Here is a 14,774-nt window from a genome sequence, read left to right as displayed (position 1 = left end):
CCGATCAAGTCGCCCATGAAATTGCGGACGAAGATCCTGATAGGGGTTGCCGCCGTATTTGGAATTCCATTCTGCTTATTACTAGCGGTTGGGTTCATCCAGTACCGCTCTGATATCAAAGAGACTGGTCCCGCTAAACCCTATGCCGCCAACTGCCCGGCAGCAAATGATGGTTGTTTAGCGTGGGCCAATTTCCGGAACAAGCATCCATTTCCCTACCAAAGCTTTGCTGCCGCGCCCGGGACGAATGGCACTCTGATCATCATCCTGTCAGAACCCGCGCCGACCTTATCGAAGGCAGAGTTGGATAGCCTGGTAAGACGGACTTTTGGCACTGACTTGATATCTCTGGAAAGACGGCGATGGTATGTAGCCGTCGACGGATGGCTTGAAGATCTTATCTTGAAAGTAAAGTGTGGGGATCCGACGAGCTCGGATCTGCTTGCTGATTCGATTTTAAGAGATAGAGTCGCCGTGCTGCACGAGGCTCTCTTTGGAACAGCCTTTGGAGGCGACCTCTCCGCTACTTCAGCTGAAGTTTCCACGACCCAGTCGCTTGCTCCAAATCTTCATGTATCGCCAAGCGAGATAGCCCAATGGATGGAAGATCCGAAGCTTTCCTGGCACAGGCTCGATGGGAGCGAGGATCAACACTTCGCCGCCTGGCCGGAAATTTCCGCCAATACCAGCATAGGCGCATTTGAGTCGGCAGACGGTACCTTGACCATGCTAACCCTTCCGACGAACATTCTCGATGAGGCCCATCGCAACCCAGCAGCGCTGGATCGAGCAAGAATTCCGTTCCGCGAGTTCGCCGTCGCCTCCGATGATATTTTTGGCGCTATCTGGACGCCCAGCCAGGTTGCAATCTTAGGTCGCTTCAGGACAACCTCTTTGGCGGAAGTGCCTCCTCCGCGATTCGAGACATTTGCACTTCTGGCTTCCCAAAACAGTGACGAACTTCGACAAAGTTATGAGAGGAACACCGTCTTTGCCGGCAAGCTGCAATCGGAGCCGTACCGTCTGAAAGACTGGGCCCCCGTGTATCTCAGTCCTTCCTTGATCGACACGGAGCTCGGGACCTTGCTCAACGTCAATGATCAGATGCTCAAATCCTGGTCTGAAGCTGGGAATGTTGAGTACCTGTATTTCGTTTATCCCCGAAAACCCAAAGGCTTTCCTTTTGACAAAGGGCTTTCAGAAGTTCTTCACGAGAAGTTCAAATCAGATTCAACACTGTTCAATTGGAATACCTCGGGGGCAGCGGTAATCGTGAAACACCCTTCCTTCGCAATACTTGCGGCGAAACAGACGGGTGCGCTTCCGGTCACATACGGGGCGGACGGCAAGCCTAAGAACGAAGGTGGTGAAGATCTTTATGAGTATGAGGAGCAAGCCTATAAGTATTTCGCCGATCTGAAGGACCCGAATCTCGCCAGAGCTGCCCAGTACACAACCTTGTACCAACTGTTTCGGGCAATCGCAAAAGAAGGGTCAACGCCGCAACAGTCACTCCGTGCTCAAGAATCCTATGGATCGCGATCTGCCGCCACCACTACCTTGGCGATGGCCATCACACAACTGATTGATGACGTTGAATCCCATAAAATAACGGCTCCAGAGAAGTTGATCTCGCAGTCCTTGCTGCCAAAGCTGGCGGCCTTTCACCAGCAAAACCCTCGGATGTCGACTAACCGTCTGGGAAAGATTCTTGCGGACCGCGACGCAGCGATTAAATTCTTTCAACCTATAATGGATAAAGTGAACTCGCTCAAGGATTCTTTCAATAAGGATGCAGTTCTCTTTGATAAGGATGTGAATGCATATAACGCTTTGGTGAGGAAGAGCTCTTCATTGTCTGTCGAACAATCAAATTTGGATCGCATGAAGCTGGAACTCGACAAAAGAGAAGCGGCTCTGAAAGCAAGAGCAATTGAATTAAAAGCCTTGCGTGACAATGATCCACTCATGGGTATTGGCAATGAGCTCTCGATTGTTGCCACTGTGGCCGGCAACCTGGAGACGATGAGAAGTGGTTATGTCCAGGCCGCCTCTGAGGATGATAAAGATGTGCCCATCAGAACGGCTTCCATTGTTTTGTCATGGGACAGGAAAGACGGTCTTCAGGGAGCGACCGGCGGACATAATATGAACTCCGGCGCACTGCGTTTGCAATCGTCACCGGACACCGTGGGTTTTCGCCTATCACAGAACCCCGATGGAACAAGAACCTTGTATTACAACCCTGGCCTTTCAGATTCCGTAGAGAGTCACGCGACGGATCTTGCACGGGCGGTAGAACATCGCGGCGAAACCGATTCCGCCGCGTTGGAAGCCTTGGTGAAGGAACCTTCCTTCCTTCGGACGCGCGCTGACGCGTTGGAATTAGTTTCGAGCGCGGAGTTGTCTGCGAAAAAGCCCTTTGGGCGCTTAGGTCGGCGTCCTTATTTTGGAAAAGAACCCTTTGTGCAAGATCTGCGCGCTATCGCTGAGAAAAACGATTGCTGCATCTTCGTTGCCAGAGACGAACAGCAGACCGCGTATATAACGGAAAAAAATCCGCATGCACCACCGCCCACTCTGGCTTATGAAATTCGAGATACTCCCTCGCTTCGTGATCAACTACTGTTCCTAACAAACAGGCGCGGCTTACTAAAAGAGAAACCGGTTATCTTTCTGGATGAACCCGAGGCTCACGTGCAGGCCCTGGCACGTTCGCTCGGGAACGACAAAGGGACTCAGACTGGTTGGACTGAATTGGTGGAAGCCTTAAGTCCGAATAGCACAGGCGCAGACGGTCGCGTATCAGCGATTGTCGAAAAAGACCTGAGCGGCAAGCGGACTTTCCTGAAAACCATACTCGAGACCCTAGCGGCAAACGGTAAGAAACTACTGGAAAGGTTGGGCGGTTCTATCCCAAAAGAAACCTGGCGAAGTGCTCGGATCACCAAACTAGAGCGTGAAGACATTGGAGGCATGCTGAAGCAAGTAGGATGGGATGACGGCCGGGATGGAATCCCCACGGCGATCAAGGTATCATTTGGATCCGATTCGCCACAACCTCCTCCTGATCTCTCGGTAATCGCAGGTTTCAGCGATAACGACTCACCACAGGGTATATCCCACCTTCGCGGCGCCCATGAAAAAGCGGCTGGAGAGGCATCGCTTGCCGAAGCAAATCTCGCCCAGTATTTGATGAGTGTGAGAAATGAGCTAAGGTCTCTGCCGAATGCGCAAGTTAAGAGGTTAATACTCGTGGTTCATGAAGGAGATACAGATATCCTTCTCACAAAGATAGAATTGCAAAACGAACCCAATGGCGGCTCATAATCATCACATTCCGAAAATTTGTTTGCTTTTGGGAGTGCCGACCGACTACGACACCTTTGTTTCGCGTGTGATCACGTCTGACTGGCTTTCAAAGTTTAACCCTTCATATTTGAAGGCTGACAGTCCCGACCGCGAGCCCATACTTCGTGAACGATGGACGTCTGAGTACTCGCCACTGGTTGCTGAGCCGTTATTGGAATTGATCAAGAGAGCTGAGCAAAAGCGGGTCGATGTGGTGCCTGAAGCCAATTTGGACATCCTGCGCCAGTCAAGTGAAACACACGACATTATTATCTTGTTCGCACACTGGAAGGCTTACGAACTAATACCCGAAGACCTTATTCAACCGGTTAACATTCACGCTTTCGTTGAATGCGCAGGGAGGAACTCAGGTGCAACCGCGAATCGGCTCTGCAAGCGGCTACAGGAACTCGCAGGCGTACAGGACAGAGGCAATTCCCCGCCAAAGCGGCCTTGGTGGCAGCTGAAAGCAACTGCCAATGACCAGCTTAGCCTTCCGGAGATACTCTCGGAAGCCATCTCGCTCTACCGGGATGAGGCAGAGAGCGGTCACAGCAGCGTCGATCGCATTCTGGAGACCGAATTGACCTTGCGTTCGCGAGCGCGAGATTATCTCGATCAAACATTCGCGGGTCTCCTCCAGCCGGGGAATCGTCTGGAGCTTTTTGATGGTCTGCATTCCAAAGAGCAAGTTGAGTCGGCGGTATGGAATGGCTTCAGCGGCGTGCTCGATTTAACAACCTGCACTTCGACGATCCTGGCAGATTACATCGCGAATCGCCGACGGCAGCAATTGAGAACGATTCAGTTTCCAGCTGTTCAGGAATTTTTGTGGCATGCCAAGTGTATAGAGATCGCTTTATCGCTCGTCATTGATCATGGGATGTCTTATCAGCAGGCACGTCTTGTCGCGGGCAGCACGCTCGCACAGTTCATCAAGGATGTCGGACGAGAACATTCGGCGTAGTTATTAAACCAGGAGACTTTATGACAAACCTGAAAAGCATTCTGCAACGTGCCAGCGACCGCCGGCTGAAGGCAGGCGGCGTCTCTAAGGAGTTGATTGACGATCTCTCAAGTTACCGAAAGCAACAGCTTGTTGTATTTGCGGCCATAGAGGTCGCGCTGATGTTCGGTGTGTCATTCTGTTCCTATTATCTCGCGGCTCATCCCACCAACAGCACTCAGGCGAAGATGCTTGCTGGTTTCATAGGCATTGGCAGCGGCGGCGGCATTGAAGTGATGCGCCGCATATGGAAAGAATGGAGTCAGACCACGTTGCTTCTTATCATGTTGCGTGAGGCTTCCCAGGCGCAGGTCACTGAATTGATCGACCGGCTATTAAAGAAGCTGTAGCATGCTCTGGCGTCTACCGTGCTGCTGGCTTCGTTATTGTCATCAAAGATATTGTTCACAAAAATGCCGATTCACCACCTAATCAGATCGGTGAAAGGATTGCGCGTAGGATTACGGAGACACGGGCTTTAAAGAAGCGACTGCCCAGAGACGCTTGGCCCGGAGCGAAGTGAGATTGGGGAACAACCGTCATCTACCGACACATGATCTCTGTGCGGGCCTAGTTGGTGCCGTAGGTGGCACGAACCCTTTTGGACTTAATGAGGTACAAGAACCAGATACTCTGAAAGCTCAGGATGCTGAAGAACTGAGTAAGGGCCACGTTCATTTGCTCAGGCGGATTTGTGAATATCGAGACTACCAGTTGTATGGCCGCGTACGCAGTTATGGATACGAGGAACCACTTCGCCACTTGAACCGACCTCGGAACATGCTGGTTCCGCAGACATATTCCAGTAATTACGCTAAAGACGGCGAAGCCATTGGAAAAGAAGGCTAAGGGCGAATTCAATGTGATCAAAGCGGCAATGGCGAACAAGGGATTGACCACAAGAAGTCCAAAAACAAATAAAGCAAGCCAGCCTCCGACTCCCGCCGGACCGGCTTGAGTCGTAACGACGCTCGAGCCGCCGGAAGATGTGGCACCGGATGGCCATGTGCTCACGGATTGGGATCTGCCCCAGGAAACACCAGGTGTTGATGAATTCTGCTGCGCATTGGAGGACTGCCCGGGTTGTCTGGTTACCGTAACCGGACCAGCCGCTGTCTGCGTACGCGCTGACGACCCTCCCCATGTTACTCCCGGGATATTCATTGGAATGATCGGTGTGTCTTTCGCGATCGCGGTATAGAGCGCACCGACGCTGGGACAGTCGGACAATTTGGCGGAGTACCAGGCTTTTTCAACAAGTGGAGCGAAATTAGGCGCCACGGATTGAAGGTAAGGGAGAGCTTCAGTGAAAGTCTCAATACTCTCCTGAGAATATCGATTGCCGCCAAATAATCCGTTGTCGCCCGCACGGGATGACAGTACTGGATCTGCAGATAATAGTATTTCGCTCGCTAGAATCGCCGTTGCATATCGATCCCCCTCCGGGCACCAAGTCGAATGGCCCTGATCGGCGGTCGGGTGGTTGTACCCACTCGCTCCCATGTTTCTATGTTTTGGTGGATTGCTGCCCTGAACATACAGGTCTTCCAGGTCCAGCAGCTGTACATCCGTAGTGGCTTCATTGACAGCTACGTTCCCTGGCGAAATATCAGTATGTGCAATTCCCACCCGTTCCAAACCAGCCATGACTGACAAGAAGACATTGCAGAGCGCGAAGGCGGTTCCCGAATCGAAAACCGGACCGGTTTTTCCCAGCCGATTGAGAACGTCAAACCATGTGGCCCCTTCCACCCAGGGCATCAACATCGCATACTCCAGCTCCGGGTATTTCCTGGCTACTGCGTTGGTCGGCTCAATGATCGTGCGTCGAGCCGCCAGCATTCCTTCAAGATTCTCAAACTGCTTAAGACGGCGAGCGGCGTCCATCAAAGCGCTGTTTCGATATCGCGCCTTGAATACTTTCAGCGCGTACGGGGTCTTGTCGCTGCTTTTAGCGATACCGTAGACTGTACCGCGTCTACCTTCAGCGGAGAACGCGACGCCGGCTGCACTGGGATGAGGCTGAACAACATACCGTTCATTAACGAGAGTTATGGTTTCCTGGGGAGCAGGATTGAACTTGTTGCTCATGTCTGCTATTCGATCTCTCCTTGTAGAATTTCAAGCTCGTAACAGCTGATACCTGGCTTGAGCGTAGTTGGCAGATCGACCACAGGACCTCCGGTTTTGCGGTACAGCCGCAGATGCACAATCTTGTCTTTTTTTGTGGCGAACGCGGGATTGCCATCGAAAAAAACAGTTTCGCCAGAGCTAACTGGGTGTTTGAACAGCAACTGGGAGCCATCTCTTAAATCGACTTTAGTTGCCAATGATGTGGACAAGGAAATCCGCAATACAATTCCATGGTCGGGTGATTTCAGAAATCCTTGCAACCGAGGTGCCATGGAACTTCGATAACGGGCCAGAAAGTCTTCCGTGGTCCATTCCTTAACAACCCGTGCTCGGATGGGTGAAGTCTTGTCTTTGCCAGGTGACGCAGTAACTTTGCTGTTCGAAGGATCTCCATCCGGGGAGGCTTCGGCATCCTGAGGCGCAGTCTTTACGCCCACTCCGGCAGGACCAGAGGAACCCGCCGGATCGTTATGAGCCGGAACAACGACCGACTTCTTAGTCCCTGAATCGTCACTAGATGCGACAGACGGTCTGAGCCGATCTGCCTCCCGTCCAAAGCTAACTCGATTTTCAATCCAGAAATAACCTATTGTGACAGAGGCCAGAAGCAGAGCGAAAAGGGCCCCCTGCACGAAGCCGTTAAGATAGTTCCAAAGAGGCAGTCGACCTACAGAACTTGCGTTGCGACTTTTCGATAGTCGTTGGGCCAACGCGCGACTGAAATGTTCATCGGGAGTGATCGGCGACTTGACAGCCTCTGTCTTCTGCCCGTGAGTTGAATCAGTTCCTAAATTGGTCGATGAATCTGGCGAGACCCGCCGTGGATCGGGAGTTCGGTGCACTGGTGGCTTTTCAAGAGTTCTTCCCGGCTGGACAGCTTTTGCGCCGACCCCGGTCTTCCTGATGAATGCAGAGACGAAAGATACGTCATCGACCGCCGCCATGGGCTCGGCGACTTCAGTGAAGGCCGTTTGCGTTAACTCCTTAGGGTCACGCGCAGCCCAACTGTTCTCGACGCCATCAGAGCTGAGCACAAGCCCAACGCAATCTCCCAAAGGAATTTGGGAGAGCTGGAGCTTGCTCTTTTGTGCGCTGGACCACCTGCCGTTCGTTCCCTGGAATAACTCCGGCGACTTGTCACGACAATAAATCCTAGCCGCTACATTTCCAACCTGATAGAAGGACCCCGTTTGTTTTGATAGATCCCAAATGAAAGCGGAAAAAACGGATTGGGAACCCAGTTTCCTCATGCTTTCCAGGGCAGTGCGAAGCATAGGCATCTCAACATCATTGATAGAGTACGCCTCAACGACTGCAGCTAGAACCTTTTCCTGCTCACCGAGTCCCTTCTCAAGATCACGTATTTCCGGCGCGTATTCTCGATTTTCCCACAGCTTGTCAAGGAGCCACTTCGAAACGTGCGTTGCTGCCAGATCTCCAAAAAAGGATTGCGATACTCCATCCGCAATAACGCCCACAAGAAAGGAATCGTCAAAACGGACTCCAGCCGCATCTTGTCCACTAGCATTTGTCTTGTCAAAGTCGATGTATCGACGATATCCGAGCTGCACCTCCAGAGTCAGACCTTTTTTAAGATGAACTACCCCACGAAAAAACTGAATACCGCCACGTTCCGGATGTGCCCAAACCACGCGACTGTCATGAAGAACACCTGGGATGAGCTTTTCCACTTGTATAGTGACCTTTCATCGCAAAGCTTCGCAGCGACCAAGTTCTCGAATTGCACTGTTTGGCGGGCAGCTAAGAGATCGGAACTAATAATTGCCCGTACGGTTGCCCCTATCCCACCGGGGTCGCCCCAGACATCGTGAATGCCAATTCGATTAGTTCGCTGTTGCTGCCTGGGATCAACATTCTCGAGCCTGGCAGCATTGCATAACCTTCATCCTTGATCATGTTGGCGTAACTCTTGGGGAGAGAGGATGACATGTGAAAGAGCTTTTTGGCGTATGTGTTTCGAAGCTGGGAATCATCCGTAAGACCAGGCCAGCTTTCAATTTTCCCAATCGTGCCGTCTGTGAGATCAGGGCCAACATAAATGTTCTCGACTAATGCATGCCCGTCATCATTCGACATTTGCATGATCTCATGTGCCAGAGGTTCCGGATCGGAAGCAGTGTATACACCATCCGTCAGATGACAAACCATGGGCGCGGGCATGCCTGACAGGTTTGGCAGTTCGCGCCTAAGAAGATCGCGCGCCCACAGGAACGCGGCGTGGGTATCAGTGCTATTAGTTGGCGACAGCGTGGGATTACCCATCGCCGCGACCTCATCGATCGTTCGTATCCCGCCGAGCATGTCTAACGCTTGGTCGCTATATGCACACATTGCCAGGCGGTAACGCGGTGAAATAACCCTGCCTTTAGTTGATCTTTGAATCATCCGCTGCAGCGTGCTGGCCAGGGCACGGTTCACGTAGTCAATCTTCCTTGCACCTTGAAATGGTTCGGCCATCGAGCCACTTATATCGAGCAGGTAAATTATTAACCCCGGGTGTCGGCCGTTTGCTTCCTTTTCATAATGTCCCATCGCAATCTCACTTCCTCGTATCTTAGACTGAGCTAAACCTTAAAGAAACTTCTAGTTCATGTTTGGTTGGACTGCTCACACACTGATTTATTTGCACAGACGCGGTTACGCAGCTTTGAAATGTGATCTGGGATGCTGGAGGTTATCATTTCTAAGTTGGGCGGTCAATCTTTTCCATTTAGCCTGACGTGATACTTGATGGTTTGGGCAGAAAACTTTGTGCTGCTTGCCAGAGTTCGGAGCCGTTCTAAGTAGCACATAACACAGCAACCGCCTTCAGGTGCTCTCAAGAATGCTCCCAAATAGGCGACAGTACCTCTTCATGAGAAACGGAGTTCCAGATCTAAACCCTTTTGCACAATCTCTCCAGTGATAAAAAGGGCCGGATGCGCGCAGCTGGCTCGGATTGGGCGATTGGTCGTCATGCGGCGACGGGATTCCCGGTCGCGCACGGGTTGTCGGCCAACCGGAGGTTGGCCACAAACGGGCTTTTTGGGAGGCGCCAAGGTTGGTTCCTGGTGTCAGCAATCCGGAGAATTGAAGCGGTCGTTTCCGGATGCCCGTCATCCAGGACGAATGCTCGGACCCTCCGCTTTGGTCGGATAGTCGGTTCTCACCTAAACATTGTGGCCACAGACAGTTGTGTCCTTGGTGTCCCCTGACATTTCCCTGTTAAGTCCCCTGATAAGTCCCTGTTCATTCCCTGTTACGATTTGAGGATGGTATCGCTTCAGGAGAGTTGAATGCAGGCAGGAAGCGCGCTTTCTCTCGTGTGGGCTACCCACGCGTGCGAATTTCCCTGTATTATTCCCTGTTACCAGGGAATTAGGGGGCGGAGACGGTTTCGCTCGTGACTGCCTCATCCGCCATTCAATAGAAATCTTTGCTTCACGGAGCGCACTTTTTGAAGCCAATCCTGGTCACCGGCGGCGCCGGTTTTATTGGATCCAATTTCGTTTTGCATTGGCTGCGCCGCGAAGATTCGCCGGTGGTGAATCTGGACAAACTCACCTACGCCGGCAACCTGGCCAACCTGGCCAGCGTCGCCAACGATCCGCGCCACACTTTTGTCCACGGCGACATCGGCGACCGCCGGCTGGTGGCTGACTTGTTACAGTCGCAGCAGCCCCGGGCCATCGTCCATTTTGCCGCGGAGAGCCATGTGGACCGTTCCATCCACAGCGCGGAAGATTTTATCCGCACCAACATTGAAGGCACGTTCCATCTGCTGCAGGAAGCTCGCCAGTACGTGACGACGCTGCCCGACGGCGCCCGCCAGGACTTTCGCTTCCTTCACATCTCCACCGACGAGGTGTACGGATCGCTGGGCCCAGATGACCCGGCCTTCATGGAAACCACTCCTTACGCTCCCAACAGCCCTTACGCGGCGTCCAAGGCGGCATCCGATCACATGGTCAGGGCTTTTCACCACACCTATGGCCTCCCGGTGCTGACCACCAATTGCTCGAACAATTACGGGCCTTACCAGTTTCCGGAGAAGATGGTCCCGCTGATGATCTGCAACGCTCTCAAGCGCGCGCCGCTGCCGGTTTACGGCGACGGCCTGAACATCCGCGACTGGCTCCACGTGGGCGACCATTGCGAAGCCGTGCGCCAGGTGCTGCATCGCGGCGTGGTGGGTGAGACCTACAACATCGGCGGCAACTGCGAGCGCAGCAATCTTGACGTGGTCCGCGAGATCTGCGGAATCCTGTCTGAGCTGCGCCCGGGAACGCGCTACGAGTCGCTCATCGAGTTTGTCAAAGACCGCCCCGGCCATGACCGCCGCTATGCCGTGGACACCAGGAAGATCCGCAAGGAACTCGGCTGGTCGCCGCAAGAAAGCTTCTCCAGCGGCTTGCGCAAGACAGTTGCCTGGTACCTGGAAAACCAAAATTGGATTGAGAATGTGACCAGCGGCGCTTATCGTGACTGGCTGGACCTTCAATACCATGCGGGACAGCATCACTCGGGGGACCATGGCGACTAAGCGGCGAGGAATTATTCTGGCGGGCGGGTCCGGCAGCCGCCTCTATCCGGTGACGCAGGCCATTTCCAAGCAACTGCTGCCCATCTATGACAAGCCCATGATCTATTACCCCATGAGCGTGCTCATGCTGGCGGGGATCAGGGACATCATGGTGATTTCCACTCCGGCGGACACACCCCGCTTTGAAGAGCTGCTGGGCGACGGAAGCAAATGGGGCATTCATCTCCGCTACGCGGTGCAGCCGGCGCCGGAAGGCCTGGCGCAGGCGTTCATCATCGGCAAAGATTTCGTCAAAGGCCATCCCAGCGCGCTGGTCCTGGGTGACAACATTTTCTACGGGCATGATCTCTCCAAGACCTTGCAGGAAGCCGCGGGCCGCACCGCCGGCGCCACTGTGTTCGCCTACCCGGTGCACGATCCGGAACGTTATGGCGTCATCGAATTTGACGAGCGAGGCGAACCGCTGAAGATCGTGGAGAAGCCAAAAGACCCCAAGTCGCGCTACGCGGTGACCGGACTTTATTTCTACGACGAACAGGTTGCCGAGGTCGCGGCGGGAGTCAAGCCTTCGCACCGCGGCGAACTTGAAATCACTGACGTGAACCGCTGGTATTTGGAGCGGGGCCAGCTGCACGCGGAAATCCTGGGCCGCGGCACGGCCTGGCTGGACACCGGCACCCACGACTCCCTGGTGGAAGCCGCGCTGTTCATACAGACCATTGAAAAGCGGCAAGGCTTGAAGGTGGCCTGCCCGGAGGAAATCGCTTTCCGTTTGGGATTTATTGATCGCCAGCAATTGCAGACTCTGGCGGCTGCCCTGGCCAAGAACGGCTATGGCGAGTACCTGCTGAGTCTTCTCGAACGGCCGGCGTTCTAGCCGGCTGCGCACAACCAAGTTGGCCCCAGCCCCAACTTCGTATTCCCGCCGCAAAAGATCAGACAGCAATCGCTGTCTAGCTGGTCACGATGAATGATTTCGGCAGCAGGAGAAAGCGCTCGGTTTTGATCTTGCAGCCGGGAAACATCTTGCGCAACTTGGCTTTTGAAATCCACGTCACGTCGTACTCGTAAGGCTTTCCCCACAGCCATCCGTTGAGCGTGAAGTAGCGAAGAAAAGTAGGTGTGAGCCAGCGGACGGGCAGCCAATGAAGAAAGGGAGTGGTCAGATGGGGATCAATGGGGAAGAGCCGCGAAGGCGTCTGGCAGTAGATCCTTTTGCCGACTCGCATCATTTCTTTGGCGAACTGAAACTGGTTCTCTTCGCTGCCCACGTGCTCGATCACCGAGTTTGAAAATGCCAGATCGAACGACTTATCGGGGAGCGGCATGGCCAAAGCAGAAGCGAGGATGTGGTCAAACCCGTCTTTGTCTTCAGGATTCTGGATATTTAACAGCGTGACGCCGTCAGTCCGCCCAATAAGTTCCCAAGTGCAACGGAAGCCGCCCACGTCAAGGATGGTCCTGCACGCCTGGTAATCCGCCAGAAAAGTCTTGAAGCGGCGTTTCCGAAAGAAGTCTCGCAGCGGCTTCTGGAAATCTTTGGGATGCATGGTGCGCTCGGGGATTGTACCTGACATGATCCAGATTTGCAGTCAGGAACAGGGCAACCCGGCGGTGTTCAGGTTCGCGCCACGACGTTGGCTTTTTCCCGCGCTGCCAGGTACGCTTTCAGCCCGTCTTTCCAGTGGCCGAACAAGTTGAGTGACTTGTTCTTCAACGCGCGGTTTTCCAGCACGGAATATTTTGGACGGGTCACTTTTGTGCCGAATTCTCCGGGCAACGCCGGTTCCAGAGCGACGCGCGTTGCGGTGAGTGCAAAGATGGTCTGGGCAAACTCATACCAGGAACAACTGCCCTCGGCGGTGGCGTGGTACAGCCCGTACTCTTCCGTGCGGCCCAGCGCGACCACCTGCCGGGCAATCTCCACGGTGGAGGTTGGGCTGACAAATTCGTCATTCACCACGCGGAGGCGGTCGCGTTCCTGGGCCAGCTTCAGCATGGTGTCAACAAAATTCAGGCCGCCTTTGGCCCGGCAGGGATGCAGGCCGTAGATGGCGGAAACGCGCATGACGAAGTGCCGGGGATTGGCGCCGCGCACAAAGTATTCGCCGGCGAGTTTGCTGTTGGCATACACGTTCAGCGGCCGCGGCAGATCTTCTTCCACGTAAGGCGCGCCTTTGGCGCCGTCAAACACGTAGTCCGTGCTGATCTGCACCAGCCGGCTTCCCAAGGCCACGCTGGCCAGCGCGACGTTGCGTGCGCCCAGCGCATTTACCTCGAAGGCCCGCTGAACTTCGGTTTCACATCGCTCCACATGGTGAAACGCCGCGGTGTTCACCACGACTTCAGGACGGACGCCGTCAAGCGCCTGCTTCACCGACTCCAGCGACTCAATCGTCAAATGCTGGTGGGTGAGCGCAAAGACTTCTTCGCCCGCAGCAATATATGCGGCGGTAACGTCGTGCCCCAGTTGGCCGTTCGCGCCCAGCACCGCGACCCTCATCGCACGGCACCCCCGGTTTGCGGCACCTCTTCGCGCAACTGGCGAGCAACCTGATGCACGCTGGAGTGGACGCGCGTGGGGTCTTGTCCGTCCGCCAATTGGAAGAAGAATTCCTCGTATTGGTCGGCGATGTGTTCCCAGAGGTAGGCCTGGCGGACTCGCTCCGGTGCGCGGCGGCGATAGTCGGCGGCCACCGCGGGATTTTTCTCAATGAATCCGATCTTCTCCGCCAGATCAGCGGCGTCGTTGAAAAGAATCCCGTGCCCGGCCAGCACTTCCTCATTGAAGGGATTCGCGCGCGCCAGCACGCAAGTGCCGTATCCCAGTCCGTGCAGCAGCGCCGGATTGGTCCCGCCCACGGTGTGCCCGTGGATGTAGGCGTAAGAATTGCAATAAAGTTCCTTGACGTGGGCCGGGTTGTCCACGCGTCCCAGAAACTGCACGCGGCTCCCCGCGCGAGATTCCAAGGCAGCGACAAAGCTGCTCTTGTAGTTGGCGTCGCCTACGATGGCCAGCACGCGTTTGGTGTCCGCGCGGTTGAATCCTTCCACCACCAGGTCCGCGCTGTTCTCTGGCACCAGGCGGCCCAGAACCAGGTAATAGCCTCCGGGCTCCAAACCGTATTGGCGGACGACATCCGGGTCAGTCGAAACGCCCAGGTTGGTGCCGTACGCGATGCACGCTGAGGGCGTGTTGAATTTGTCGAGATACAAATCGCGCATTGCGTAGGCGTCCGTGATGATGCCCTTGGGCAGGATCTTTCCGCACATCCGGGCGTTCATGTAGAAGTAGGCTTTCCCCACTGCGCCCCATTTGCCTCGCTTCCATTCGATTCCGTCCACGCACAGCGCGCATCGCTTGCGAAACAGGCGCGGGATGATGCAGTGAAACGCGTTGGCCACGTTGGTGACCAGCAAGGCGTCCACGTCGCGGCGCAGCACGTCCATCATGCAGGCCAGAGTGTGGGTGAAAGTGCCCAGATTCTTGGTTTCAATGCTGGGCAGGTAGATCAGCCGCACGCCCTGGTAGGTTGGAGGCCGTTCAGGAAAGAGCGACTTGCGGCAATAGACAATGACGTCGTGACCGCGCGCCGCCAGGCGCGGTGCCAGCTCAAGAAAAAACGTCTCAAAACCGCTGTAGGACGAAGGGATGCCGCGCCCGCCGCAGATGGCGATGCGCAGCTTGCGCGGTTCGGGATTTGCCGGTTTCGTCATCAACCTTTTCGTGTTTGCAACTCG

At 54.6% G+C, this 14,774-nt stretch carries 11 protein-coding genes; 5 read left to right on the top strand and 6 right to left on the bottom strand.

Annotation, left to right across the window (positions count from 1 at the left end):
• Window positions 1-15: 15 nt before the first annotated feature.
• Genes LAO20_18560 through LAO20_18550 form a run of 3 tightly spaced genes read left to right on the top strand, consistent with a single transcriptional unit; the run spans window position 16 to window position 4,707 of the window.
• Entirely contained in the window at window positions 16-3,330 is a 3,315-nt protein-coding gene (locus LAO20_18560; protein MBZ5533436.1) for a hypothetical protein, read from the top strand.
• Window positions 3,317-4,318 (top strand): hypothetical protein, encoded by a 1,002-nt coding sequence (locus LAO20_18555; protein ID MBZ5533435.1) that lies wholly within the window; start codon window positions 3,317-3,319, stop codon window positions 4,316-4,318. Before LAO20_18560 ends, LAO20_18555 begins: the two co-directional genes overlap by 14 nt.
• Before the next feature lie 20 nt (window positions 4,319-4,338).
• Window positions 4,339-4,707, top strand: coding sequence for a hypothetical protein (locus LAO20_18550; GenBank protein MBZ5533434.1), 369 nt, complete (start codon window positions 4,339-4,341; stop codon window positions 4,705-4,707).
• Window positions 4,708-4,927: 220 nt separating this feature from the next.
• On the opposite strand, the gene LAO20_18545 is transcribed toward LAO20_18550, so the two are convergent.
• The 3 genes from LAO20_18545 to LAO20_18535 form a co-directional block, all read right to left on the bottom strand.
• Window positions 4,928-6,448 carry a DUF2569 domain-containing protein gene (locus LAO20_18545; protein MBZ5533433.1) on the bottom strand — a complete coding sequence of 507 codons (1,521 nt, stop codon included), beginning with the start codon at window positions 6,446-6,448 and terminating at the stop codon, window positions 4,928-4,930.
• 5 nt (window positions 6,449-6,453) lie between these two features.
• Complete coding sequence (locus tag LAO20_18540) at window positions 6,454-8,181, bottom strand: protein phosphatase 2C domain-containing protein (GenBank protein ID MBZ5533432.1); 1,728 nt, start codon at window positions 8,179-8,181, stop codon at window positions 6,454-6,456.
• Window positions 8,182-8,290: 109 nt separating this feature from the next.
• Window positions 8,291-9,043, bottom strand: coding sequence for a VWA domain-containing protein (locus LAO20_18535; GenBank protein ID MBZ5533431.1), 753 nt, complete (start codon window positions 9,041-9,043; stop codon window positions 8,291-8,293).
• Window positions 9,044-9,956: 913 nt separating this feature from the next.
• Here LAO20_18535 and rfbB point away from each other — a divergent pair.
• Entirely contained in the window at window positions 9,957-11,033 is a 1,077-nt protein-coding gene (gene rfbB, locus LAO20_18530) for a dTDP-glucose 4,6-dehydratase (GenBank protein MBZ5533430.1), read from the top strand.
• Window positions 11,023-11,910: a glucose-1-phosphate thymidylyltransferase RfbA gene (rfbA, locus tag LAO20_18525; GenBank protein ID MBZ5533429.1), complete on the top strand. Its 888-nt coding sequence runs from the start codon at window positions 11,023-11,025 to the stop codon at window positions 11,908-11,910. Before rfbB ends, rfbA begins: the two co-directional genes overlap by 11 nt.
• Window positions 11,911-11,986: 76 nt before the next feature.
• On the opposite strand, the gene LAO20_18520 is transcribed toward rfbA, so the two are convergent.
• The 3 genes from LAO20_18520 to LAO20_18510 are packed head-to-tail and all read right to left on the bottom strand — an operon-like array spanning window position 11,987 to window position 14,750.
• Window positions 11,987-12,610 (bottom strand): methyltransferase domain-containing protein, encoded by a 624-nt coding sequence (locus LAO20_18520; protein ID MBZ5533428.1) that lies wholly within the window; start codon window positions 12,608-12,610, stop codon window positions 11,987-11,989.
• 41 nt (window positions 12,611-12,651) lie between these two features.
• Window positions 12,652-13,536: a dTDP-4-dehydrorhamnose reductase gene (gene rfbD / locus LAO20_18515; protein MBZ5533427.1), complete on the bottom strand. Its 885-nt coding sequence runs from the start codon at window positions 13,534-13,536 to the stop codon at window positions 12,652-12,654.
• Window positions 13,533-14,750, bottom strand: coding sequence for a glycosyltransferase (locus LAO20_18510; protein ID MBZ5533426.1), 1,218 nt, complete (start codon window positions 14,748-14,750; stop codon window positions 13,533-13,535). Before LAO20_18510 ends, rfbD begins: the two co-directional genes overlap by 4 nt.
• Between the last annotated feature and the right edge of the window lie 24 nt (window positions 14,751-14,774).

The organism is Terriglobia bacterium (genome assembly GCA_020072815.1).
Classification (GTDB): domain Bacteria; phylum Acidobacteriota; class Terriglobia; order Terriglobales; family Acidobacteriaceae; genus Angelobacter.
This window is presented reverse-complemented; position numbering and strand designations above follow the sequence as displayed.

Coding starts and splice junctions, on each gene's coding strand:
- rfbA (MBZ5533429.1), top strand. CDS start 11,023: ATGGCGACTAAGCGGCGAGGAATTATTCTGGCGGGCGGGTCCGGCAGC.
- LAO20_18535 (MBZ5533431.1), bottom strand. CDS start 9,043: ATGGGACATTATGAAAAGGAAGCAAACGGCCGACACCCGGGGTTAATA.
- LAO20_18560 (MBZ5533436.1), top strand. CDS start 16: ATGAAATTGCGGACGAAGATCCTGATAGGGGTTGCCGCCGTATTTGGA.
- rfbD (MBZ5533427.1), bottom strand. CDS start 13,536: ATGAGGGTCGCGGTGCTGGGCGCGAACGGCCAACTGGGGCACGACGTT.
- LAO20_18520 (MBZ5533428.1), bottom strand. CDS start 12,610: ATGTCAGGTACAATCCCCGAGCGCACCATGCATCCCAAAGATTTCCAG.
- LAO20_18550 (MBZ5533434.1), top strand. CDS start 4,339: ATGACAAACCTGAAAAGCATTCTGCAACGTGCCAGCGACCGCCGGCTG.
- LAO20_18555 (MBZ5533435.1), top strand. CDS start 3,317: ATGGCGGCTCATAATCATCACATTCCGAAAATTTGTTTGCTTTTGGGA.
- LAO20_18510 (MBZ5533426.1), bottom strand. CDS start 14,750: ATGACGAAACCGGCAAATCCCGAACCGCGCAAGCTGCGCATCGCCATC.
- LAO20_18545 (MBZ5533433.1), bottom strand. CDS start 6,448: ATGAGCAACAAGTTCAATCCTGCTCCCCAGGAAACCATAACTCTCGTT.